We start from the raw sequence: 21,209 nt of genomic DNA on the forward strand, positions 1-21,209 counted from the left end.
AGCGGTACAATGAAAAAAGTAAAATTAGGAAATGAGGAATTACTACAATGCCAATTAATCCGAAAGTCGCCCAAGATGTCTGGAAAGACATTGGACAAAGCGTCCAGTTTACAGTATTGAAATTTAAGGACTTGCCACAAGCCGACCTGCATGATGCCATCGTCGATTTTGCGGACCGGTCACAAGCCATCATTCGTTCGCTAAGAATCCGCGATGGTCAAAATGATGGTTCGCCCTCAACTTTGAAGGTTGCCATTGGCTTTTCCAATCATGCTTGGGAACTACTCTTTCCAAAGTCTGCCAAGCCAAAGGAACTTGAAACCTTTGCCGGCATGAAGGGGCCCAAATATGGCATGCCTGCCACGGAAGGTGACATTTTCTTCCATATTCGTGCCAATAACCAAGCCATTGTTGTCGAAGCTCAAACCCAATTCATGAAGTTCTTAAAGGACTTTACAGAAGTCGTTGATTCGACCCAGGGATTCCGCTACTTTGAAGGTCGCGCTATTATCGGCTTCATTGATGGCACCGAAGCACCCGCACCGGAAGATTCTGCTGACTACGCCCTGATTGGTGATGAGGATGCTGCCTTTGAGAATGGCTCATACGCCTTTGCTCAAAAGTGGCGCCACAACATGGACTTCTGGAACAAAATGAAGACCGAACACCAAGAAAAGGCTGTTGGACGCGAAAAGTTTTCTGATTTAGAATTAGAAGACGACGAAAAGTATGAAAATGCCCACAACGTCGCTTCTAAGTACGAGCCAAATGGCGTTGAGCAGAAGATTATCCGCATGAACGTGCCATACTCTGACCCCGCCACCGGAAACACCGGAACCTACTTCATGGGTTACGCCCGCCATTGGGAAGTCACCAAGGGCATGTTGCAAAACATGGTTGATAAGTCCGACTTCCTGTTGACCTTCTCAGAACTTTTGTCCGGTCAACTTTTCTTCATCCCATCCCGCGATACATTAGCACAAATTGCCGATGGCGACTTTGACTAAAATATAACGCTAATAAATCAGGCCCAACACCAATTTCCATGGTGCTGGGCCTTTTAATTAGCGGAAATTAACCATAAAGTTTTCAAACAGGAAGAGCGGATCAACCGTTTCGGACTTCATCTTAATTTCCATCTGCAAAATTTGTAGGAATCCGGCCCGCACCTGTCCCAGCCGATAGTGGCGCAATGATTGTCGTGCCAGCTTTACCCGATAAGGATGAACCTTCAAAGCGGTTCCAACGGACTGGTCAGTCCCATTCGAACCAGCCACCTGCAATAACAGGCGGAATTGGCCGAGCAAAAAGGCATTCAGCCGCAACGGCGCTTCGCCATTTTTAACAAGGTCATGGTACAAATGCAACGCCTCAGCCTTTTTCTGTTTCAAAACCAAATCGGCCAAATCAAAGGCTTGCGCCGTCGATTCCTTTGGCACCAAGCCGGTTACCCCAGTCAAATCAATCGTCTTCGTCTGACTAGCATAGGCCAAAAGCTTTGGTAATTCGGCCAGGACCTTTGAATAGGAAGCCTGGGTTCTCAACAGTAACTCGGCCTCCGCTTCTGGACTGATTTCCACCTGCCGCTGGTCTAAGAACTGGTGCAGGGCCTGGCGTGTCTGGCGTTCATCCAATGCCGGCAAGTCAAGAAGCTCTGCCTGACTCAAAACGGACTTGGTGACCTTCTTGCGTTTATCCAAAGAAGCCTCATTGGCAAACAAAACCAAGAGGTTTCCTGGTACAGGATGGTCCAATGCTTCTTGCAGAGCCTTTTCCTGGTTAGCGGTTAACTTCGATCCAGCCGTTAAAAAGATTGGATTTTCAACCAAAACCAAGCGGTGATCGCCAAAAAAAGGAGCACTTAAATAATCGTCCAGGATTGGGTCCAGGCCAACCTCGGCGAAATCATAAGTCGACTGATTCATTTCTTGCTCAGCTGGATCAATTATCGATGAGAATAATCGATGGGCCTTTTGAACCAAGGCGGGCTCGTTGCCGGTCACCAGGTACAGGCTTGGCAACGCGCCCTGGTCAATTTGTTGTTTTACTGTTTGTAAGGTCATTGGTGCTTTTTACCTGGAAATGTCCTTTTTTGTGATTTTCATATACATATCTTAGCATACCTTGACGTCTAGTATCGTAGACAATCATCTTCTGCCTAGTGGCAATCTCCAGCACCTCCTGATTTGGGTGGCCGTAGCGGTTTTTTCGACCAGCAGAAATCAGACCGTAGGTCGGCTGCCACTCGGCCATCACCGCTGGATTTGTCGCCGTCTTCGATCCATGATGGCCAAACTTAACCAAGTTAGGACGAAAATCCGGATACTTAGCTAAAATCTTTTTCTCCCCGGCCTGGTCCAAATCACCAGCAGTAAATAAGACTAGCGGACCAACCCGACCACCAAGGGCAATCGAATCCTCATTTTCCCCAATACCAGGTTGAAATGGGTGCAAAACACGCAATGGCAAATTAGCTGGTTGAATTTGATCAGTCACTGAAACAACCCTGGCCTTTCCCAGATAAGGCTGAATTTTCTTCAAAAAAGCTGGCTGCCCAGCCATACCCGCCGGCAACAAGACTTGATCGACTTGAAAGGTCGTTAAAATCACTCGAGCATCCCCCAGATGGTCCTGGTCCTGGTGAGACAACGATAACGTATTAATTCGACTAATTCCATGCGCATGCAAGTAGGGTACAATCACCGTCCGTGCCTGCCCTTCCTGATTCTTCGGCCAACTCTGTTTTTCATAAGGTTTGTTTTCAGTTGCTTCTTGGCCAGAAAAACCCGTTTTTTGAAAGGAAACCTTGCCACCTGTATCAATTAAGGTCACTGACTTATTGTACGGTTCGCGGAGTAAGGCGGCATCACCCTGACCAATATCAAAGGTGGTAAACTCCCCCGTTCTTGGAAAGTGTACTAGGGAAAATCCAGTTAAAAAGGCGAACAGCCAAGTACTGACCACCCATCGACGGCCGGTTTTCTCGGCCCCCAATAAAAACCACGGCGCAAACCCCAGTACTAATAAAATTGGCCAAGGCAATGCGCCAATAACGATTTGTCCCGGGAGGTTGCCCAACCAGTAAACAGCTTGGTCAAACATCGTTACCAGCCAATTCGCTATCGTAACCAAGCCCGGCACCACCTGACCGAAAAAAGCAACCAACACAACGGGTAAAATCACCAACGAAAAGACTGGGATAGCGATTAAATTGGCAAGGCTTTGCCAAAGATTCCAGGTATACTGCTGAGCTACGATTAGAGGAAAGGTCAAAACCGATAAGAACAGTCCCTTTTGCCAAGTCGGCCAATAGTCGGGCAAAATCGCTAGGGCTAGGGTCAGAAAAAACGACAGCTGCCCACCCAGGGTCAATAAAATCTGTGGGTGAACGACCAACGTCAACAACAGCGACCATGACCAGATTTGAATCGACGCAAACCGGCGGTTAAATGCTTGTGCAAAAATCCTGCTTTCACCGGCAATAACCGCACGAACTAGAATTGGTGGGCAGGCCGTCAACCAATAGAAGCCAATGAGGCAAAGAGCCATAATAGCCAAAGTAAGTTCCTGGTAAAGGCCGACCAATCGTCCCAGCCAACGAATGACGGTGATTAAAAAAGCAACGTGGAAGCCCGATAACGAAAACAGATGAATTAACCCTAATTCCTGAATTTTAGGATTATCATCATACAAAGTTTGATCCTTTGAACCCAGTAGGAGCGCCAAGGCGTAGTTTCTCACTGGGTTGGGCAGTGCCTTGGCATGGTCCGACAAAATCGCATGCCAATGATGAAATTGAGCGTTCAGACGATCAAACCAGCTAGCCGCTTGATTCGAACGCAAGTCCACCTCCTGCAAGCGCACTTGGTGTGTGATTCTCTTCGTTTTAGCGAATTCCTTAAAATCAAATTGATAAAAATTAGTCGCCGACATCATTGGCGTCAAATCACCCTGGCCGGTCATCAAAGTTGGGCCAGCTAATGACCGAAATCGAGCCAAATCTTCCGGATCCTTCGCCTGGTAATAATAATAAACGCGTTCACCAGAACTTTTTAAGCGGCCAATGCCAGCAACGCGCCCCTGAGAATTAGTAGTTCGTTCGTCTGGATAGGCAAGGATTGTATAGGATTGCCTTTTTTTCTCAGGCTGATTTGCCTGACGGTCTAATGCTTTTTGGTCGACCAAAAAATACAATAAAAAAGCCAGAGACAAGGCCAGCACGACAATTAAGTCCCTGCCACGCGTCGTTAAAAAGGCAAGTAAACTAAAAAATAGTGCCAAACAGATAGTCAACAAATTCGGTCGGTAGACAAACAATGACAGGGCGCCTACCAACCAGGATGCCTTCAATGTTGCTTGCAGCCCCATTAAACCGTCACCTGATTTTTTAATTGTTCAAAACGTTTGGGGCCGATACCGCCAACTTCTTTCAAGTCCTCAACCGACTGAAAGCGGTGCTTTTCCTCCCGAAAAGTCACAATTTGCTCCGCCTTTTTGGGGCCAATGCCATCCAGTGCCTCCAACTCCTTGGCGCTAGCCGTGTTTAAATTAACGAGCGTTCCCCCGCCACTTCGACCAGATTCTGAAATTGCACCTGATCGAGCGCCACCAACATTACCAGCGCCACTTGAAACTCCAACCCCTGCCAGTTGATTTGGCCCCTCTTCGCCAACTTTTTCAATATAGAGCGCCTGACCATCAACCAATAATTGAGCTAAATTAATGCGATTACGGTCGGCTTGGTCCGTTAGGCCACCAGCCTGTTGGATAGCGTCTTGGAGGCGACTACCCGTCGGCAGGTCAACCACTCCCTGGTGGTTAACCGCCCCCTTGAGATCAATCACCACTCGGCCACTAGCATCCGGCTTTCTCTTTTCACCTTTATCCGCTATCTTTTCCTGCTTTTCATTTACAGCAGAGGATAGTCTTGGCACAGGGCTATCTTGCTTGGCCCCTTGCTCAGCGCCCAAGGGGTTCAATCGCCAAAACACAACAATCACCGCCAGCAAACCTAGGCCAGCCATAAGCCAATAGCGCCAGTAGTCAATCAAACTCTCCTTCACCCAAGTCAATAATTTTTTGTACGTCATCTGCTCGACCTCCTGGCAAATCAGACGAAGTGCAAACAAAAAGCCAACACGCTGATTGGTACGAATATCCAACTTTTTGAATACGTACCAACGAGCTGTCGGCTATTTTTTATTGAAAATGTTTTTGTAAGGCGGTTACCACCACCGCTGGAACGAAAGCGTCGAGCTTGTCGGCACCAAATTTAGCAATTTCTTTGACCATCGATGATGAAACATTCTGATTTTCCGGTTTGGCCAAGAGCAAGACCGTTTCCACACCAGCCAAGACAGAATTGACTTCCGCAATATCGCGTTCGTACTCGAAATCCTTGGCATTTCGCAGGCCACGAACTAGGTATTTCGCACCAATTTCGTTCATATAGTCAACCGTCAAGCCGCCAACTTGGCCAACCTGAACATTTGGCAAATCAGCTACGGCCTCTTCCACCAACTCCAGGCGCTCAGACGGCGTGAATAATCCCTGTTTATTGGTATTAATTCCCACAGCCACGACAACTTCGTCAAAAATTTCAGAAGCTCGTTGAATAATATCCAAGTGGCCGTTGGTCAACGGGTCAAAGGACCCTGGAAAGACTGCTTTTTTCATTTTTCCACTCACTTTTCCTGTTGAGGTTCGTACCTATAAAGGCTCACTCGCGTAATTCCGTAGTCCTTTTGCTTCAATAAATTTAAGTTAAGACCTGGCTCCGGTAAATCAGCGACTTGGTCCGATTCAATCATGATAATGGCCTCGGTCGCAAGCAATCCGCCCTCTTCCATTGCCGTCAAATCAGCCTTTAGCTTTTCCTTAGCATACGGTGGATCAAGCAAAATCAAATCAAAGGACTTTCCCTGACTAGCCAAACGTGTCAACGCAGCGCTGGCTGGAACCTTCAAGACCGTAAAGGCATCTTCAGCATGGGTCTTTTCGATATTTTTCTCGATAACTGCAATTGCAGCTTTCTGTCGGTCAACTAAGACTGCGTGATCCATTCCCCGCGAAACTGCCTCAATACCAAGGCCACCCGTTCCAGCATACAGGTCTAGAACTTGACCACCGTTGATATAGGGCATCAACATTGAAAAAATAGCTTCTTTAATTTTATCAGTTGTCGGCCGTGTTTCCCGTCCCTTGACGGCATCCAAACGAAGGCCACCAAATCTTCCTGCAATCACACGCATTAGGACTTTCCTCCCTTTTCAGCCGGCACCTGCTTCTTTTCGTCAGCCTGCAAACCCTGTTGCTCATTACCTTGACGAACGTTCTTTTCAGCCTGCTGTTTTTGGTTTTGATCAGCTGCCACATTTTTGGCTTCCTGGCCTTTTCCTTGGCCAGTTTGCTTAGCTGATTTTGCGTCTTTGCGGTCCGTTGGCTCCGCTGATTTTTTATCGGATTGGTCCTTTTCAGCATCTTCTTGGGCCTGATCGTAGGCCTCAAAGAAGACGTCATCATGGACGTCATCCAAATCAGGATCAATATCTGGCCGAGGCGAAACCTTGACCGTCTTCACAAACCGGTACTGGTTCAACTTATCAACCGTTTTTTCAACCTCATCCTCATTCAGATAAAGTTCAACATAGCCCATTCTCTTCGAAATGTAGCTAATGTCACCAAATTTCTTTAATTGTTCAACGTGCTTCAAACCGCGTAAGAAAACATACACGGCTCGGCGTTCTTTCATGGTAAACATCTTAACGTTTTAATTCCCTTCGTGCCGCATAATCTTGCGGGTTTGGTTGGATTAGTTCCTTGTCCTTGGCCGAAACGTTCAAGGCAATCCCGATAGCTGCCGAGAAGAAGACAAAGGATGAGCCACCACCTGAGATAAAGGGGAAAACAACCCCAGTAATTGGCAGCAAGCCCAAAACGCCGCCCAAATTAACAAAGGACTGCATCAATAAGAGACTAGCCAGCCCATACAAAAAGAGGCGGTTGTACTGTCCCTTTTGCTTGATTCCTAAGTAGACCAAGCGACCAATTAACAGTAACACCATCAACAAAACAAGGCAGATGGCCAAGGCGCCTAATTCTTCTGCCGCGACAGCCATAATAAAATCAGTGTTCGATTCTGGTAGATAAGGCTTCAACAATGAATTTCCCAGTCCAACGCCAAACAAGCCACCATGCGAAATGGCGTAGTAAGAGTACAATAGCTGCCGACTTTGGTCAACATTATGCCAAGGATTGACAAAGTTCGTCAATCGTCTGATGGCATAAGAAGACGAGTTTCCCAAGTGGAAAAAACCAATAATATCTGGCAAAAAGACCAAGATGATAAAGAACAGAAGCAACCAGAAAGCGCAAGCCCGAGATGACATCCCCGACGCCATCATCATCATTAATAAGACCGCCAAGGTAATAAACATGTTGCCCAAATCGGGCATCAAGAGATTCATTGCCAACATCACAGCGGGTAAAAAGAGCTTCCGTAGCATACCAGGTGCCGTCCATTGGCGAATTTGGCGTCTCAAGCCCGCACGTGGCAACCAAGGCTTTTTATCAAACCAATGAGCAAAATACAAAATCAACACGATTTTTGATAATTCAACCGGTTGTAAAGTCACCGGCCCCAGGTTAATCCACCCGTGAGCACCGTTAATGGCCGGCGCTAAGCGGGCCACAATCAGCAAGCCCGTGGTCCCGACCATTAAAAAGTTAAGCACGCTCTGCGAACGCAGAATGGACCGGTTTAACCGAAAAGCGAAAAAGGCAACCATCCAACCAACAATCACGAAAATGGCCTGCTTTGAAAAGGACATAATGGGCGATAAATAAGCGTTTTGGGTCGCCGAAAAGACCATCACAATTCCGATGGCCGATAGCACGGCATAAGGCACCGCAATCCAGTAATCCAAACGTTCCAACTTCTTAAACATTACCGCTCCAAAATATCTTGATAAACGCTTTCATCCAATGACTTAGCAATTGCGACTACAAGGGCCTGTGCCGCTTCAAAATCAGGAATTGACCACACTGTTTCATGAGTATGAATGTAGCGGGATGCCACACCCAAGGCGACAGCAGGAAGACCAAATCCCTGGCCTTGAACGCCACCGGCATCGGTGCCACCCTTTGAAACAAAGTATTGATACGGAATGTGGTTATCCTCTGCCGTTTGCAGGATAAATTCCTTCAAGCGTGGTGACGTCACAACTGTTGGATCGAAGACGCGAATCAACGTTCCTTGGTCCATGACTCCCTGACGACCAACTGTACCATCAACATCATTTGCTGCCGAAGAATCAACCGCAAAGAAGACATCTGGCTTCAATTGGTTAACAGCAGGCTTCGATCCGCGGAGACCGACTTCTTCTTGAACGTTTGCCCCAGCAATCAAAGTGTTTGGCGTTTCTACTCCTTGCAATTCTTCCAGAGCAGACAAAATTGTCACTACTCCAAAGCGGTTATCATAAGCCTTGGAAACAGCTCGATTAGGGTTAGCAAGACGGGCTGTCTTGGTTGCTGGCACAATAAAGTCCCCTGGACGAACACCAAAAGTCTGAGCCTGGTCAGCTGATTCAAAACCAGCGTCAAAAAGAATATCATCAATGGTCAACTGGCTTTGACCACCGGTCTTACCACGCAACAAGTGTGGTGAAACAGAAGATGACACAACCGGATATTGCCCATCCTTTGTAAAGAGCGTAAAGCGGTGAGCAGAAACGGTCATGGGATTCCAACCACCCAAGGCAACCACTTGCAAGGCCCCCGTTGGTAAAATGCCAGAGACCATAAAGCCAACTTCATCCATGTGAGCTGCAAACATCACACGGGGGCCATTTGACTGCTGATTTTTCACACCAAAAACACCACCAAGATTGTTTTGGTAAACTTCGTCAACTAAGGGCGTTAAGTCCTGTTTGAATGCTTGACGAACCTGATTTTCCTGTCCAGATGTTCCCTGCAATTCCGTATATTTGACGAGTTGTTCCCAAGTATGTTGATCCATAACGCCCTCCTCAAGGTTTTTAATATAAAAGTTACTTTATTATAGCCTAGTTGAGGGGGACTGGCAAAGCCTTCAAGTTTGGCTAACAAAGCTTACGCCGACCGGTTAGATAACTTTTACAGGCAATCAAAAATCCCCGATAAGAACCTTATCGAAACAAATCACTCAAGTAATCACTATTTCTTTTGACCTTCTCTTGCCCCTTATCTTTCAATTAGATTCTTTCACTAACCTCAATCATATACTCTAGTTAATATATTTTATTTCAAATGCTACACAATAACGTTATAATAGTCATATAAGACACAAAATAAAAGGAGGAAATTATGTCAAGTCATTCATTACGTTATTTTATGGGGATAGATGGCCTTATCGCTATCGCCTTTGGTTTATTAGTTATAATCCTTCCCACCGATACGGCGGCCGTTGCTGCCGCCATCGTTGGGATTATGATGGTTGGTTCCGGTTTATTTAAAATTGTTCATGCCATCAAGAACACCGCATTAACCGGGTGGAATAAAACCGGTGCTAGCCTACTGGGCTTTATCTATATTTTGGCTGGTTTAATTATCTTCATTAACATGCGCGTTGCTTCAGTATCACTTTTTGCGGTCGTCGGTCTCATGGTCGGAATTGCCTGGCTGTTTGAGGGGGTCATCCAGCTTTCAATCGTCAGCCGCCTTGAAGACCACCAAGCCTGGTTGACCTTTTCTGCCGTTTTACATATCGTTGCCGGTATTCTTTTGATGGTTAGCCCTATCTTTGGTGGCGCTATCATTTGGATGTGGTTAGGCATCACTCTCATTATTCTCGGTGTTTACCGCCTCTTAATGTTTTTCCGTTTTTAAATTTCCTGTTGTATAGCAAAATCACCAATCCGGTGAAAAATCAGCTTAGATTTCGCTTTGGAATAGAAATTGCCAGTTAGCAGTGATAAACTCAATTTTCTGAGATTTAAATGATTATCATTAAAATTTAAAATTATAAAAAGTGAACAATTAGTTTTACTTTTATTTAATGTTCGTTTTTATCAAGCCATTTTGCGCATTTCGCTCAGACAAAGCAAATATTTCTTGCTAAAATATTCAGGTAGGAAAAATATTATAAGGAGTCACTTATGTCCTTTCTCTCATCATATTTCCAGTTTGAAAAACTGGGCACTTCTTTTAGAAAAGAAGTGGTTGCCGGCTTGACTACTTTCGTAGCCATGTCATACATCCTGTTCTTAAATCCAACTGTCCTTGGTGACGCTGGTATGAACAAGGGGGCCGTCTTTACAGCCACTGCCTTGGCCTCTGGAATTGCCACCATCTTCATGGGTCTGGTTGCTCGTTACCCAATCGCAATTGCCCCAGGTTTGGGTGTCAATGCTTTCTTCGCTTATTCCGTTGTTATCGGTATGGGCGTCAAGTGGCAAACTGCAATGGCTGGTATCTTAGTTGCCGCCATTATCTTTTTGCTCTTAACAATGTTTAAGATTCGTGAAAAAATCATCGATGCAATCCCTTCTGATTTGAAGATTGCTATCGCTGCTGGAATTGGCCTCTTCATCGCCTTCATTGGTTTGCACAACGCTGGTTTGATTGTGGCAAACAAGGACACGATGGTTGCCATGGGCTCATTGACAAACGCCAACACGCTCTTAGCTATTTTTGGAATCGTCTTGACTTTGGTTTTGTTGGCCGTGAACACGCCAGCTGCCATCTTCGTTGGAATGATTGGCACAACAATCGTTGGCTTCATCTTCGGTTTGATCAAGATGCCAAGCTCAATCATCGGTTCTGTTCCTTCTTTGAAACCAACATTTGGTGAATCAATCAACTACCTTGGTCACATCAATACTTTCCAAATGTGGATTGTCGTCTTGACCTTCTTGATTGTGACCTTCTTCGATACGGCTGGTACTTTGATTGGTTTGGCTGAACAAGCTGGCTTCATGGAAAACAATAAGATGCCACGTGCCGGTAAGGCCTTGATGGCCGATGCCGTTGGAATGACTGCCGGTGCCGTTTTGGGAACTTCACCAACTTCAGCTTACGTTGAATCATCATCAGGAATCGCCGTTGGTGGCCGTTCTGGTTTGACTTCTGTTGTGACTGGTTTGCTCTTCTTCGCTGCCTTGATTTTCTCACCATTGTTGTCAGTGGTAACGGATGCCGTTACTGCCCCTGCCTTGGTAATTGTTGGAATCATGATGGCCAAGAACTTGCAAAAGATTCAGTGGGACGACTTGGCCGTTGCAGCACCTGCCTTCTTGGTTGTTGTTGGAATGCCATTAACTTATTCAATTTCAGACGGTATCGCCCTTGGCTTTATCGTTTACCCAATCACGATGATTGCTACAAAACGTGCAAAGGAAGTTAACTGGTTGATGTACCTCTTGGCCATTATCTTCGTCTTGTTCTTGTACTCAACCCACAGTTAAATCAGCTTTACGATTACTGCAAAAAAGCGTTGGAATTAATTTTTCCAACGCTTTTTTTAGTGTTTATTTTTATCCCTGTGCCTTTGCCCGCAAATCCTTGGCGTTTGCCAAAGCGGCATCGGTTACCTGGTTGCCAGAAAGCATCATCGCAATCGCTTCATCACGCTGATTTTCTGGCAGGTCCTTAACCTGTGTCACTGTTCGATCGTTCTGATTAAACTTCTCAATCAAGAAGTGGTGGGTAGCCGCAGCGGCCACTTGAGGCAAGTGGGTAATCGCCATAACCTGCGTCTTCTCAGCGATTGTTCGCATCTTCTTGGCAATAGCGGAACCAACTCGACCGGAAACACCGGTATCGATTTCGTCAAAGACAACCGTTGGTAGACCGTGTTGGGCAATGAAAATCGTTTTCAAGGCCAGCATCAATCGTGAGGCCTCACCGCCGGATGCAGCCTTTTCTAGGGGCTTAGTGCCCTCACCCTGGTTTGTTTGAACAAAGAAGGCAACCTTATCCGCCCCACTAGGCAAAAAGCCCGTCACGGGCGTAAATTGAACCTCAAAATAGGCTTGCTCCATCAACAAGTCCGCCAATTCACGGTTAACCGCCTTCTCCAACTTCTTAGCTACCTTTTGCCGGCTTTTTGTCAGCGCTTGGGCAGCGGCAACAATTTTGCCCTTGATGGTTTCTTTTTCCTTCGTCAATGATTCCAAATCGAAGGAACCACCGTCCAAGTCGGCCAACTCGCGGTCAACCTTTTGCTGGAATGCTAAAATTTCATCAACAGACTCGCCATACTTCCGCTTCAGGTTATGAATCACCTGCAAGCGGTCGTCGATTTCAACTAATGCGCCCTCATCAAAAGTCAAATCAGAAACCGCCTCGTCTAAATCACGGCCAGCATCCTGGGCAGCATAGTAGGCCTCCGATAACGATTGAGCCAAGTTTTCAAAATCTGAGTCATAAGCAGCAGCCTGGGTCATCGCTTGATGAGCAGCAGCCAAAAGATCAATCGCACCGCCATCTAAACCTGGATTCAAAGCCTGCTGAGCCTGGTCTAGAGCATCCGCAATCTTTTTATGATTTGCTAGTTTGCTCCGATCGGCTAAAAGCTGGTCTTCTTCTCCTGGTTGCAGGTTGGCTTCCTTCAACTCCTCTTGCTGAAAAGAAAGCAGGTCCAACCGCTGATTAATATCCTGCCGCCGATTTTTCAATTGATCAATCTGTCGGGTAATATCACGGTAGCGGTAAAAAAGCCCTTGATACTCATCCTTAGCCCGGCTTAAATCAGTTTCAGCAAACTGGTCCAACAGGTCTAAATGGTGATCCTGATTTAACAGCAGGGAGGTATCATGCTGGCCCTGAATTTCAACCAACTGGGACCCAAATTCGGATAGCACCTTGAGGGGGACGATTACGCCGTTAATGCGCACGATTGACCGGCCTTTGTGGTTAAACTCGCGGTAGATAACAACCTGGTCGTCACTAAGTTCAATCCCGGCAGCACTCAACTGTTCTCGTAAACCGGCAGCTCGGTCACCTACAAGGGAAAAAACAGCCTGTAAGACGGCCTTGTCGGCCCCCTTACGGATCATTTCCGTACTGGCTCGTCCACCGGTAACCATGGCCAAGGCATCGATAATGATTGATTTTCCGGCACCAGTCTCACCTGTTAAAACGGTTAATTGGTCGTCAAATGACAAGTCAACTTGGTCAATAATCGCAAAATTTTGTATGGTTAATTGTTCAAGCATCCTGCATCCTTTCTACCAGTCAGTTTTAGTTGCCAGCCTGGTCTAACTGACCGTGTGCCGCATCAACCACTTCGTCAATTGCAACACTTGGATCAATTTGGGCCTCATCAGACCGCTTGAGCCAGGCCAAAAATTCAATATTTCCCTGACCACCCTTAATTGGCGAGTAGGTCAAGCCAGCCACGGTAAAGCCATTTTCCACCATCATCGGCAAAGTTGCAGCCAAGACCTGGCGGTGAACAGCAGGGTCTTTGATGATACCGTGCTTACCAACTGCTTCCCGGCCCGCCTCAAATTGAGGCTTGATCAACGCTGCTACTTCCCCACCCTGGGCAATAATGTCTTTCAAGGTTGGTAAAATCAACGACAGCGAAATAAAGGAAACGTCAATGGTTGCCCGAGTTGGCTGGCCTTCCATAAAGTCGGCCAACTTGGCATAGCGGAAATTAGTGTTTTCCATCACCGTTACGCGGTCATCAATCCGTAGCTTCCAGGCCAACTGGTTGGTCCCAACATCCAGGGCATAGACATGGGCAGCACCATTTTGCAGGGCCACGTCCGTAAAGCCACCCGTGGAAGAACCGATGTCTAAGACAATCTGGTCGGCCATGGCCAAGCCAAAGGTTTCAATGGCCTTCACCAGTTTATAGCCGCCACGCGAAACAAAAGGCAATGGTTCGCCCTTAAAATGTAATTCAGTTGTGACCGGAATCTTTTCGCCCGCCTTGTCCAGACGCTGCTCATTTTCGCCAAGAATTTGCCCGGCCATAATGGCTCGCTTTGCCTGTTCTCGAGAGGTAAAGAGTCCCTGTTGGACGAGTAAGACGTCCACACGTTCTTTTGCTACTGCCACGATTTACGCTCCAATTTTAGCCAAAAGGCTCGTTAATAATTCTGAATCAAAGTTTTTATTTTCCTGGGTCAAATCAGAAAGGGCCTGATTTGCCCGCTTCGTCAACTGCACAACCAAGTCATGAGCCTGGTCTAGCCCAACCAAATGCACCAATGAGACAACGCCTTCTTCTTGATCTTGGTCATAGTCATCCAAGTCATCTTGGATTTGGAAGAGCAGGCCAAATGCACCGGCAAAATCGGCCAAACGGTCTAAATCTTCAGCTGCAAGGTTGGCATAATGGCCACCAATCAAAGCGGCCGCTTGCAACAAATCAGCCGTCTTCTTTTGGTAAACTTGGTCCAAAACGGCTGCCAAAGCCACCTGGTCCTCATTGATATCATGATTTTGCATGTCTAAGACCTGACCCAAAACCATGCCGTTGGCACCCGCCTTTTCGGCCAGCGTTGCGACCATGGCGACCTTTTGCTCAGCGCTAACTTCTGTCAAAGCAGCCAAGAGAGAAAAGGCGCCCGCCTGGAGCGCATCCCCAACCAAAACAGCACTGGCTGGGCCGTACAGCGCATGAACTGATAGTTGTCCCCGGCGATAAGCATCGTTATCCATTTCCGGCAAGTCGTCGTGAACCAAAGAATAGGCATGAACCCACTCGAGGGCCGTAGCCGCCTGAATGGCATCCGCCGTGATTTCTTGGCCAAAGGAGTCAATAACAGCCAAAGCTAAAAGTGGTCGCAGACGCTTGCCAGGCGTTAGGAGCGCATAGGTCAGCATCTGCCCCCAGTCACTAGAGGACTGATTAGGAACTTGTTGGGCCACCTCGGCTTTTAAAGCTGTGTTAACCTGTGGCTGATATTTTTCTGAAAAATCGTTAAATTTAGTCATTGTTGGTTAATTCCAAATCCGTCAAATTGCCATCGTCATCCATGACCTTAGCCAAAGTCTTTTCAGCATCCTGCAAGGTCTTCTGCAAATCTTTAGCCAATGCGACTCCTGTCTGAAAGTCCGTTAAGGCTGTTTCCAAGGGACGGTCGCCCTTTTCCAAAGCCGATACGATGACTTCGAGTTGTTTTAACTTGTCTTCAAATGATACTTTTTCAGCCATTTTATTCTCCTGTAATTTGAGCGGGTACTTCGCCGTCCGCAAAGGTTAAGTGGACCCGGTCTCCAACTTGTAAATCAGCTTTTTCCTTGATGACCTGATTTTTTGGGCCCTTCACAATCGTGTAGCCAGCCGATAAAATTTTCAGTGGCGACACTAAGTCGAGCTTCGTGCTGGCCAAAGCAAGGGCTTCTTGGTAAGGTCGTAGCAACTGCTGTTGTTCCTTGACTAGGCTATTTTTTGCCTGTTGGAAGCGATATTGTTTTTGTTCGAGCTGACGACTAAAACCGCGGCCAAGCCGACTCGTCAACTGGTCAACTTCCTGCTGATAGGCGGCATATAGTCGGTCCGGTTGTTGCATGATTGGGCGATTGACAATTTGATCTAAGACCTGCTGACGTTGGGCAATGGTTTGTCGACCAGCAACCACCAAGCGTGTTTTTAATTCAAACAAGCGGTCAAGGATATTTTGCCGAGTAACCGGTGTCGCGAGTTCAGCGGCGGCCGTTGGTGTCGCTGCTCGGCGATCGGCCACCAAGTCGACCAAAGTATTATCGGTTTCATGACCAACCGAAGCAATCACCGGCGTCTTTAAAGCTGCCACCTTACGGACCAGGGCCTCATCGTTAAAGGCCCAGAGGTCCTCAATCGATCCACCACCTCGACCAATAATAACCGTGTCAAAACCAAGGTTGTCGATTCGATTCAGCTGTTTCAGTAACGACGGCACTGCCCCTTCACCCTGGACAACGGCCGGTAACAAGATTACCTGAGCATCCGGCAAGCGTCGTTCAACCGTCTTGGCAACGTCTTCCACCACGGCCCCTGTTGGTGAGGTAATCACGGCAATCTTTTTGGGTAGTAATGGCAAAACCTTCTTTTCTTGTGCAAAGAGCCCTTCTTGACTCAGCTTTTCCTTTAACTGATTTAAGGCTAAGAAGAGGTCCCCAATCCCATCGGGTGTCATTTGGTCTAAAATAATCGAGTAAGAACCAGACGGTTCATAAACCTGCACGCGACCAATAGCGAGGACCTTCATCCCCTCCTTGGGTTCAAACTTCAATCTTGATGCATAGGAAAACATCGTTGCGCGAATGACTGATTTACCATCTGGATCCTTCAACGAAAAATACAGGTGGCGCCCCTTTCGATTGCCTAAGTTCGAAATTTCGCCTGTTAAATAGACCTTTGCCAAGTATGGATCACGGTCAAATTTTGCTTTCAAATAGCCGGTTAACGCACCGACTGTCAGGTACTGTGACGAATCTGCCATTAAGGCCTCCTAGAACGCGTTCTTAGTACATATTATACCAGAGAAATCAGCCAATAAAAAAAACAGCTAACCGAAGTTAGCTGCTTAGTTTGGCATGCCAGATACGCTCTGACGGGCGACTTGAACAAAGTCCAAGTAAGTCTACGTCACCACAGTCAAAGACTGTTAGTCATGGTGAGGTAATGGAATTCCACAATACCATTACCACCTACGCCAAATCCGTGGCTGGTAATTTAATACAGTAGGCCGCGTGTGCGTTCTAAAAACGCATTCGACTCATCGCATACCTTTATTATGCCAGACTTCTCAACAAAAAGCAAGCATCCCCAACTAAAACTGCCTTTACACCCAAACTGCCAGACCGTATAATAGGCACATGATTATCATTGAACAGATTAAAACAAAAGAACTGGTCCAAATGGGCCCAGCAAAAGACCATGATTGGGAGGACCTAGCCGTTCCCGACATGGGACAAAGCCCAAAGGACCTAGTTAAAGCCGTCATTGAGGCTTACGACCTCGGTGAACTAATCGCTCAAGCTCATACCGCTAACCCACAGGTCTTAAAGGCCACTGTGGAAAAGGACCATGTTTCCTACCACTTGTCAGCTAAAATCAGATTTGACTAAAAAACAGCTCGTAACATCTGTACTTCTCTAGAAGGCAGGTGCTGCGAGCTGTTTTTGTTTATTTTTTATTAGCAGTTTTTGTGTCAGCTTCGTCTGTTGCAGCTTTCTCTTCATCAGCTTTTTGGTCAGCCTCCGCAGCTTCCTGTTCGGCTTGTTGCTGATTTTCCAAGATAACCTGCAGCTGGTCGTCGAACCAGGCAGCCGCCTTGGCAAAGACGCCATCACTGTCATCTAATAGGGCCGCTAACGAAGACAATTTAGCAATCTTTAACCGTGACTTGGAGACATTGGGGTTATCAACGATTGTGTAAACCTGTAAATCGTAGTTCTGATCGGCATACACCAACTTTTTCTCCTGATTGGCATAGCGCAGCGGTAAGTTAATCACGTTAACTTCCAAAGAAAAGGTTGTGCCCCCCTCCTCGATACCACCGTCGATATCCGCCTTGGCCAGTGCCAGGTTTTCCTTTTGGGCTAAAGGCAAAAAGGCTGAAAAAAGGGCATCCAAATCAATGCTCTGGCCATCCTTGACTGCTAAGGTTTCTTGAGCATAATTTTGCTCTTCAATTTGATCGATAATGGCTTGGCCATTGATTGACATAGTCTGTCACTCCCCTTGTTTCTAATAAAAAAAGTATAGCATAATCCGCTATACTCATTAAACACTTTTATCAAAATCAGACCAATCGCAAACGCCGTTGCAAAGTGTACTCGATTGATGGGAAAACATAAACTAAGTCGTTCAACTGTTCCTTGGTCATCTTCATTTGGATGTAAGGCACAATCGTATTAATGGTATTGTCAGCATTATTCGACTTTTCCGCTGCACCAACCAAGGCCTTGCTATTCTTATCAAAAATCAGTGAAAGCTTAGCTCCCTGCTCATTTTCAACCTGACGATACCAATCGCCATCATAAGAGGCTTCCGTAACCTCATAGCGATCAGGTTCTGCCAAGGCCTGATCAAGGTGCACCCCAACCTGGGCAATCCGAGGTGAAGTAAAGACCACTTCCGAAATGGCTGGATAGACGATTGGCCCATCATTGTCACCCTTGAAACGAGCAGTCAAATACCGCGATTCAAAGGCTGCGGTTGGTGTTAACTTTGGCACCTGCTTGTCGATGGCATCACCGGCTGCATAAATATTTTCAACGGATGTCTGCAAATATTCATTAACCACAATCCCGCGCTGGTTAGCTTCGACCCCGATGGCCTCCAGGTTCAACTGGTCATGGTTTGGCACGCGACCGGTCGCATCCAAGACATAATCGGTTGTCAATTGGAATTCATGGTCGCCGGTCAAGGCAATCTGGCCAGCTGCAGTCTTTTCAGCGCTCTTGATATTCATATCAGGAATAAAACGAACACCACGGCCCTTCAAATCAGCCTGAACTTCTGCCACATACTTGGCTGGGAACTGACGTAATAAGCGGTTTGACCGAGTAATCACATCAACCTGGGCCCCCACAGCGTTGGCAATCGTCGCAAATTCAATGGCCACAAAGCCACCACCCAAAATGGTCACATGCTTAGGCATGTGTGGCAAGGAAAGAAAGTCAGTCGAATTCTCAAAGAGTTCATGGCCTGGAACGTCCAAGACGTGGGGACGCAAACCAGTGGCAATGACAATTTTATCAGCGGTATAGGTTTTGCCATCAACAGCCACCGTATGGGTATCGACAAACTCGGCATGGCCGGTGATTGTCGTGATACCAACATTATCCAAACGTTCCTTACCGTGGGCATCTTGAGGAACAATTAATTCGTGCTTGTGAGCCATCAAGTCTTCCCAGTTAACAGTTGGGACACCATCAATGCCCCGTCCCTGGAGGTCTTTGACTCGGTTGATCAATTCCAAAGGCTTATCCAAGATAATCTTGGCATTGCAACCCTTATTTGAGCAAACACCACCGTATTGGCTTTCTTCAATCACAGCCACCTTAGCGCCAGACTTGGCCAATGGGACCGCCCCATTCCAACTTGCCTGCCCGCTACCAATGTATAGTACTGAAAAATCCATCGCGTTCCATCCTTTCATTTCTCTCCCTTATCGAGACTTGATTTCACTTTCAACCAAGTACTTGTGATTCATGACCATCTTACCACCATTAGTTGGCTGATAGTTAACCGCGTAAGCGGGACCATTAACAACCTTCGTGATGGTTGCTTTTGCCCCCTTCATTCCAGCCATATGAGTACTTGTCAACGTGACCCTATCACCTTCTTGGTGATCCATCATGTCAGAAAAGTCTTCCTTGGTTAACCACTTGTGACCGCTGACCTTTTTGCCACCATTAGTTGGCTGGTAATCAACCTCATATAGCTTGACGTCGTAAGCGGCCGCAACCGTTCCCTTGGCGCCCTTCATTCCGGTCATATGATCAGCCTCTAACGTAATCTTAGAGCCAACCGGGTACTTTGGTTGATTAGCATTTGGCAAATCAGTTGGTAAGCTTTCATCCATGTTCATGCCAGACATCGAAGACGACATGGCCATCGATGACGAGGACGAAGACATCTGCATCTGGCTACTGGACATGGTCATCTTCTTGGAATGGTGGTCATCCTGATTTTTCATTCCTAAAATCAGCACCACGCCTAAGATGAGCACTAGCCCAAGAGCCAATAGCCAACCGATTGTTTTCTTCCGCATTTTCTTCTCCTTCTCTTATTTTTTATATTGGTATAGTTTAAATAACCATGTTTTTATTATAAACAAAGTCGATTAGATAGGCAAGCTATCTCTTTTTAGGCAAAATAAAAAAGAATAGGTTTCCCTATCCTTTTTTATGGGGCATTCTGTCCCAAAAATCATCTTTATTTGTTTGTCGACTGCGGGCAATGCCCATTTGATGAAAGTCGACATCATCTGTAATCGTTGAACCCGCTGCCGTAATGCTCTCATCAGCTAGGGTCACTGGTGCAATAATCTTAGTATTGGAACCAATAAAGACCCTGTCGCCAACCGTCGTATCGAACTTATTAACACCGTCATAGTTGACGAAAATCGTTCCGGCACCAACGTTCACATCCGCTCCTAATTTGGCGTTACCAACATAAGAAAGATGGCCAACCTTGGAACCAAGGCCAACTGTCGCCTTCTTGACTTCCACAAAGTTTCCCAAATGCGCTTGGTCTTTGATTTCAGCCAATGGTCGCAGGTGGGCATAGGGACCAATTGTCGTTTGGTTCTCAACTAGTGCTTCTTCAAGGTGTGAGGAAGTAATAACGTTTCCATCTCCAATAGTTGAATCTTCAATCCGAGTCCCGGCCGTTAAAACATTATCGCGGCCAATCACCGTTTTGCCCTTCAAGGTAACGTTTCCCTCAACCACCGTATCTTTGCCAATTTCAACACCGGCATCAATATAGGTATTATCGGGGTCAATTAATTCAACACCATTTTGCATGTGCCCACGATTAATCCGCGCACGCATAATTTTATTGGCTGCAGCCAGGGCAACTCGATCGTTAACCCCCATTGACTCAGAAAAGTCCATCGTCTGGTAAGCACCAATCTGTTCGCCCATTTCCCGTAAAATGTCGAGCGTATCAGGCAAGTAGTATTCAGCCTGTACGTTATCGTTGCCAACTTTTGATAAAGCCTGGAATAAAAGCTGGTTATCGAAAATATAAACACCGGTATTGATTTCTTGAATACGACGCTCCGTAACGGACGCATCCTTTTCTTCAACAACCTTCAAGACCATTTCGTCTTCACCACGGACAATGCGGCCATAACCCGTTGGGTTTTCGGCAAAAGCCGTTAACACCGTCACGGCATTCTTTGTCCGGGCATGCTCATCCAAAAGCGCCTGAAGCGTTTCCGTTGTAAAGAGCGGCGTATCTCCTGATAAAATCAGCGTAGCGCCCTGGCTATCAGCCAATGCCTGCTTGGTTTGCAAGACGGCGTGGCCAGTTCCTAATTGTTGCTCTTGCACAACAAAGTCTGACTTACCGGCTAAATGGTCCTGGACCTGCTTAGCCCCAACACCCGTCACCGTTAAAATTTTACTTGGGTTCAATGGTGCCACGGCGGCAACCACCCAATCAACCATTGCCCGACCGGCAACTTGGTGTAAGACCTTTGGCAGGTCTGATTTCATTCGCGAACCGTTTCCGGCCGCCAAAATGACAACGTTTGTGGCTTGCATCGCTT

21 protein-coding genes are annotated in these 21,209 nt (G+C 46.7%); 4 read left to right on the forward strand and 17 right to left on the reverse strand.

Annotated elements, in window-relative coordinates:
• Nucleotides 1–47 precede the first annotated feature (47 nt).
• Nucleotides 48–1,007 (forward strand): Dyp-type peroxidase, encoded by a 960-nt coding sequence (locus AABI08_RS01515; RefSeq protein WP_338343344.1) that lies wholly within the window; start codon nt 48–50, stop codon nt 1,005–1,007.
• Between the two features lie 57 nt (nt 1,008–1,064).
• On the opposite strand, the gene holA is transcribed toward AABI08_RS01515, so the two are convergent.
• From holA to pepA, 8 genes are all read right to left on the reverse strand, one after another.
• The gene (holA, locus tag AABI08_RS01520) at nt 1,065–2,063 is read right to left on the reverse strand and encodes a DNA polymerase III subunit delta (protein WP_338343345.1); all 999 of its coding nucleotides are present in this window, start codon (nt 2,061–2,063) and stop codon (nt 1,065–1,067) included.
• Entirely contained in the window at nt 2,032–4,368 is a 2,337-nt protein-coding gene (locus AABI08_RS01525) for a DNA internalization-related competence protein ComEC/Rec2 (protein ID WP_338343346.1), read from the reverse strand. The genes holA and AABI08_RS01525 overlap by 32 nt, the downstream gene beginning before the upstream one ends.
• The gene (locus AABI08_RS01530) at nt 4,368–5,090 is read right to left on the reverse strand and encodes a helix-hairpin-helix domain-containing protein (RefSeq protein ID WP_338343347.1); all 723 of its coding nucleotides are present in this window, start codon (nt 5,088–5,090) and stop codon (nt 4,368–4,370) included. Before AABI08_RS01530 ends, AABI08_RS01525 begins: the two co-directional genes overlap by 1 nt.
• Nucleotides 5,091–5,199: 109 nt before the next feature.
• Complete coding sequence (gene coaD, locus AABI08_RS01535) at nt 5,200–5,676, reverse strand: pantetheine-phosphate adenylyltransferase (protein WP_338343348.1); 477 nt, start codon at nt 5,674–5,676, stop codon at nt 5,200–5,202.
• 8 nt (nt 5,677–5,684) lie between these two features.
• Nucleotides 5,685–6,251, reverse strand: coding sequence for a 16S rRNA (guanine(966)-N(2))-methyltransferase RsmD (rsmD, locus tag AABI08_RS01540; protein ID WP_338344116.1), 567 nt, complete (start codon nt 6,249–6,251; stop codon nt 5,685–5,687).
• Nucleotides 6,251–6,751 carry a YlbG family protein gene (locus AABI08_RS01545; protein ID WP_338343350.1) on the reverse strand — a complete coding sequence of 167 codons (501 nt, stop codon included), beginning with the start codon at nt 6,749–6,751 and terminating at the stop codon, nt 6,251–6,253. The genes rsmD and AABI08_RS01545 overlap by 1 nt, the downstream gene beginning before the upstream one ends.
• 10 nt (nt 6,752–6,761) lie before the next feature.
• Entirely contained in the window at nt 6,762–7,946 is a 1,185-nt protein-coding gene (locus AABI08_RS01550; RefSeq protein ID WP_338343351.1) for an FtsW/RodA/SpoVE family cell cycle protein, read from the reverse strand.
• Nucleotides 7,946–9,019, reverse strand: coding sequence for a glutamyl aminopeptidase (pepA, locus tag AABI08_RS01555; protein WP_338343352.1), 1,074 nt, complete (start codon nt 9,017–9,019; stop codon nt 7,946–7,948). The genes AABI08_RS01550 and pepA overlap by 1 nt, the downstream gene beginning before the upstream one ends.
• A gap of 326 nt (nt 9,020–9,345) precedes the next feature.
• Here pepA and AABI08_RS01560 point away from each other — a divergent pair, with 326 nt between their 5' ends.
• Both AABI08_RS01560 and AABI08_RS01565 read left to right on the forward strand, forming a co-directional pair.
• Complete coding sequence (locus AABI08_RS01560) at nt 9,346–9,867, forward strand: HdeD family acid-resistance protein (protein WP_338343353.1); 522 nt, start codon at nt 9,346–9,348, stop codon at nt 9,865–9,867.
• Between the two features lie 269 nt (nt 9,868–10,136).
• A complete protein-coding gene (locus AABI08_RS01565; protein ID WP_338343354.1) occupies nt 10,137–11,444 on the forward strand; it encodes an NCS2 family permease in 1,308 nt (435 codons plus the stop codon).
• 69 nt (nt 11,445–11,513) lie between these two features.
• Here AABI08_RS01565 and recN read toward each other — a convergent pair whose 3' ends face one another.
• From recN to xseA, 5 genes are read right to left on the reverse strand one after another with little or no spacing between them, the layout of a single operon-like run.
• A complete protein-coding gene (gene recN / locus AABI08_RS01570) occupies nt 11,514–13,196 on the reverse strand; it encodes a DNA repair protein RecN (protein ID WP_338343355.1) in 1,683 nt (560 codons plus the stop codon).
• Nucleotides 13,197–13,221: 25 nt separating this feature from the next.
• Entirely contained in the window at nt 13,222–14,052 is an 831-nt protein-coding gene (locus AABI08_RS01575) for a TlyA family RNA methyltransferase (RefSeq protein WP_338343511.1), read from the reverse strand.
• Entirely contained in the window at nt 14,053–14,931 is an 879-nt protein-coding gene (locus AABI08_RS01580; protein ID WP_338343356.1) for a polyprenyl synthetase family protein, read from the reverse strand.
• Nucleotides 14,924–15,151: an exodeoxyribonuclease VII small subunit gene (locus AABI08_RS01585; RefSeq protein WP_047975268.1), complete on the reverse strand. Its 228-nt coding sequence runs from the start codon at nt 15,149–15,151 to the stop codon at nt 14,924–14,926. Before AABI08_RS01585 ends, AABI08_RS01580 begins: the two co-directional genes overlap by 8 nt.
• Before the next feature lies 1 nt (nt 15,152).
• Nucleotides 15,153–16,421, reverse strand: a complete 1,269-nt coding sequence (gene xseA, locus AABI08_RS01590) for an exodeoxyribonuclease VII large subunit (protein ID WP_338343357.1) — start codon at nt 16,419–16,421, stop codon at nt 15,153–15,155.
• A gap of 376 nt (nt 16,422–16,797) precedes the next feature.
• Between xseA and AABI08_RS01595 the strand changes: the two genes are divergently transcribed.
• Nucleotides 16,798–17,049, forward strand: coding sequence for a hypothetical protein (locus AABI08_RS01595; RefSeq protein ID WP_338344118.1), 252 nt, complete (start codon nt 16,798–16,800; stop codon nt 17,047–17,049).
• A 58-nt stretch (nt 17,050–17,107) separates the two neighbouring features.
• Here the strand turns inward: AABI08_RS01595 and AABI08_RS01600 are convergent, their stop codons facing one another.
• The 4 genes from AABI08_RS01600 to glmU form a co-directional block, all read right to left on the reverse strand.
• Nucleotides 17,108–17,650, reverse strand: a complete 543-nt coding sequence (locus AABI08_RS01600; protein WP_338343359.1) for a hypothetical protein — start codon at nt 17,648–17,650, stop codon at nt 17,108–17,110.
• Nucleotides 17,651–17,726: 76 nt separating this feature from the next.
• Nucleotides 17,727–19,070: a dihydrolipoyl dehydrogenase family protein gene (locus tag AABI08_RS01605; protein ID WP_338343360.1), complete on the reverse strand. Its 1,344-nt coding sequence runs from the start codon at nt 19,068–19,070 to the stop codon at nt 17,727–17,729.
• Nucleotides 19,071–19,097: 27 nt separating this feature from the next.
• Nucleotides 19,098–19,703: a YdhK family protein gene (locus tag AABI08_RS01610; RefSeq protein WP_338343361.1), complete on the reverse strand. Its 606-nt coding sequence runs from the start codon at nt 19,701–19,703 to the stop codon at nt 19,098–19,100.
• Nucleotides 19,704–19,827: 124 nt separating this feature from the next.
• Nucleotides 19,828–21,204, reverse strand: a complete 1,377-nt coding sequence (gene glmU / locus AABI08_RS01615; RefSeq protein WP_338343362.1) for a bifunctional UDP-N-acetylglucosamine diphosphorylase/glucosamine-1-phosphate N-acetyltransferase GlmU — start codon at nt 21,202–21,204, stop codon at nt 19,828–19,830.
• Between the last annotated feature and the right edge of the window lie 5 nt (nt 21,205–21,209).

It is taken from the genome of Fructobacillus evanidus (assembly GCF_963580165.1).
Taxonomy (GTDB): Bacteria; Bacillota; Bacilli; order Lactobacillales; family Lactobacillaceae; genus Fructobacillus; species Fructobacillus evanidus.

What these genes read in the sequence shown, in the direction of transcription:
- AABI08_RS01525 (WP_338343346.1), bottom strand. Translation starts at nt 4,368, where the DNA reads ATGGGGCTGCAAGCAACATTGAAGGCATCCTGGTTGGTAGGCGCCCTG.
- AABI08_RS01530 (WP_338343347.1), bottom strand. Translation starts at nt 5,090, where the DNA reads ATGACGTACAAAAAATTATTGACTTGGGTGAAGGAGAGTTTGATTGAC.
- coaD (WP_338343348.1), bottom strand. Translation starts at nt 5,676, where the DNA reads ATGAAAAAAGCAGTCTTTCCAGGGTCCTTTGACCCGTTGACCAACGGC.
- AABI08_RS01605 (WP_338343360.1), bottom strand. Translation starts at nt 19,070, where the DNA reads ATGGATTTTTCAGTACTATACATTGGTAGCGGGCAGGCAAGTTGGAAT.
- AABI08_RS01550 (WP_338343351.1), bottom strand. Translation starts at nt 7,946, where the DNA reads ATGTTTAAGAAGTTGGAACGTTTGGATTACTGGATTGCGGTGCCTTAT.
- AABI08_RS01600 (WP_338343359.1), bottom strand. Translation starts at nt 17,650, where the DNA reads ATGTCAATCAATGGCCAAGCCATTATCGATCAAATTGAAGAGCAAAAT.
- AABI08_RS01595 (WP_338344118.1), top strand. Translation starts at nt 16,798, where the DNA reads ATGATTATCATTGAACAGATTAAAACAAAAGAACTGGTCCAAATGGGC.
- rsmD (WP_338344116.1), bottom strand. Translation starts at nt 6,251, where the DNA reads ATGCGTGTGATTGCAGGAAGATTTGGTGGCCTTCGTTTGGATGCCGTC.
- AABI08_RS01610 (WP_338343361.1), bottom strand. Translation starts at nt 19,703, where the DNA reads ATGCGGAAGAAAACAATCGGTTGGCTATTGGCTCTTGGGCTAGTGCTC.
- pepA (WP_338343352.1), bottom strand. Translation starts at nt 9,019, where the DNA reads ATGGATCAACATACTTGGGAACAACTCGTCAAATATACGGAATTGCAG.
- AABI08_RS01580 (WP_338343356.1), bottom strand. Translation starts at nt 14,931, where the DNA reads ATGACTAAATTTAACGATTTTTCAGAAAAATATCAGCCACAGGTTAAC.
- recN (WP_338343355.1), bottom strand. Translation starts at nt 13,196, where the DNA reads ATGCTTGAACAATTAACCATACAAAATTTTGCGATTATTGACCAAGTT.
- holA (WP_338343345.1), bottom strand. Translation starts at nt 2,063, where the DNA reads ATGACCTTACAAACAGTAAAACAACAAATTGACCAGGGCGCGTTGCCA.
- AABI08_RS01560 (WP_338343353.1), top strand. Translation starts at nt 9,346, where the DNA reads ATGTCAAGTCATTCATTACGTTATTTTATGGGGATAGATGGCCTTATC.
- AABI08_RS01545 (WP_338343350.1), bottom strand. Translation starts at nt 6,751, where the DNA reads ATGAAAGAACGCCGAGCCGTGTATGTTTTCTTACGCGGTTTGAAGCAC.
- AABI08_RS01515 (WP_338343344.1), top strand. Translation starts at nt 48, where the DNA reads ATGCCAATTAATCCGAAAGTCGCCCAAGATGTCTGGAAAGACATTGGA.
- xseA (WP_338343357.1), bottom strand. Translation starts at nt 16,421, where the DNA reads ATGGCAGATTCGTCACAGTACCTGACAGTCGGTGCGTTAACCGGCTAT.
- glmU (WP_338343362.1), bottom strand. Translation starts at nt 21,204, where the DNA reads ATGCAAGCCACAAACGTTGTCATTTTGGCGGCCGGAAACGGTTCGCGA.
- AABI08_RS01585 (WP_047975268.1), bottom strand. Translation starts at nt 15,151, where the DNA reads ATGGCTGAAAAAGTATCATTTGAAGACAAGTTAAAACAACTCGAAGTC.
- AABI08_RS01565 (WP_338343354.1), top strand. Translation starts at nt 10,137, where the DNA reads ATGTCCTTTCTCTCATCATATTTCCAGTTTGAAAAACTGGGCACTTCT.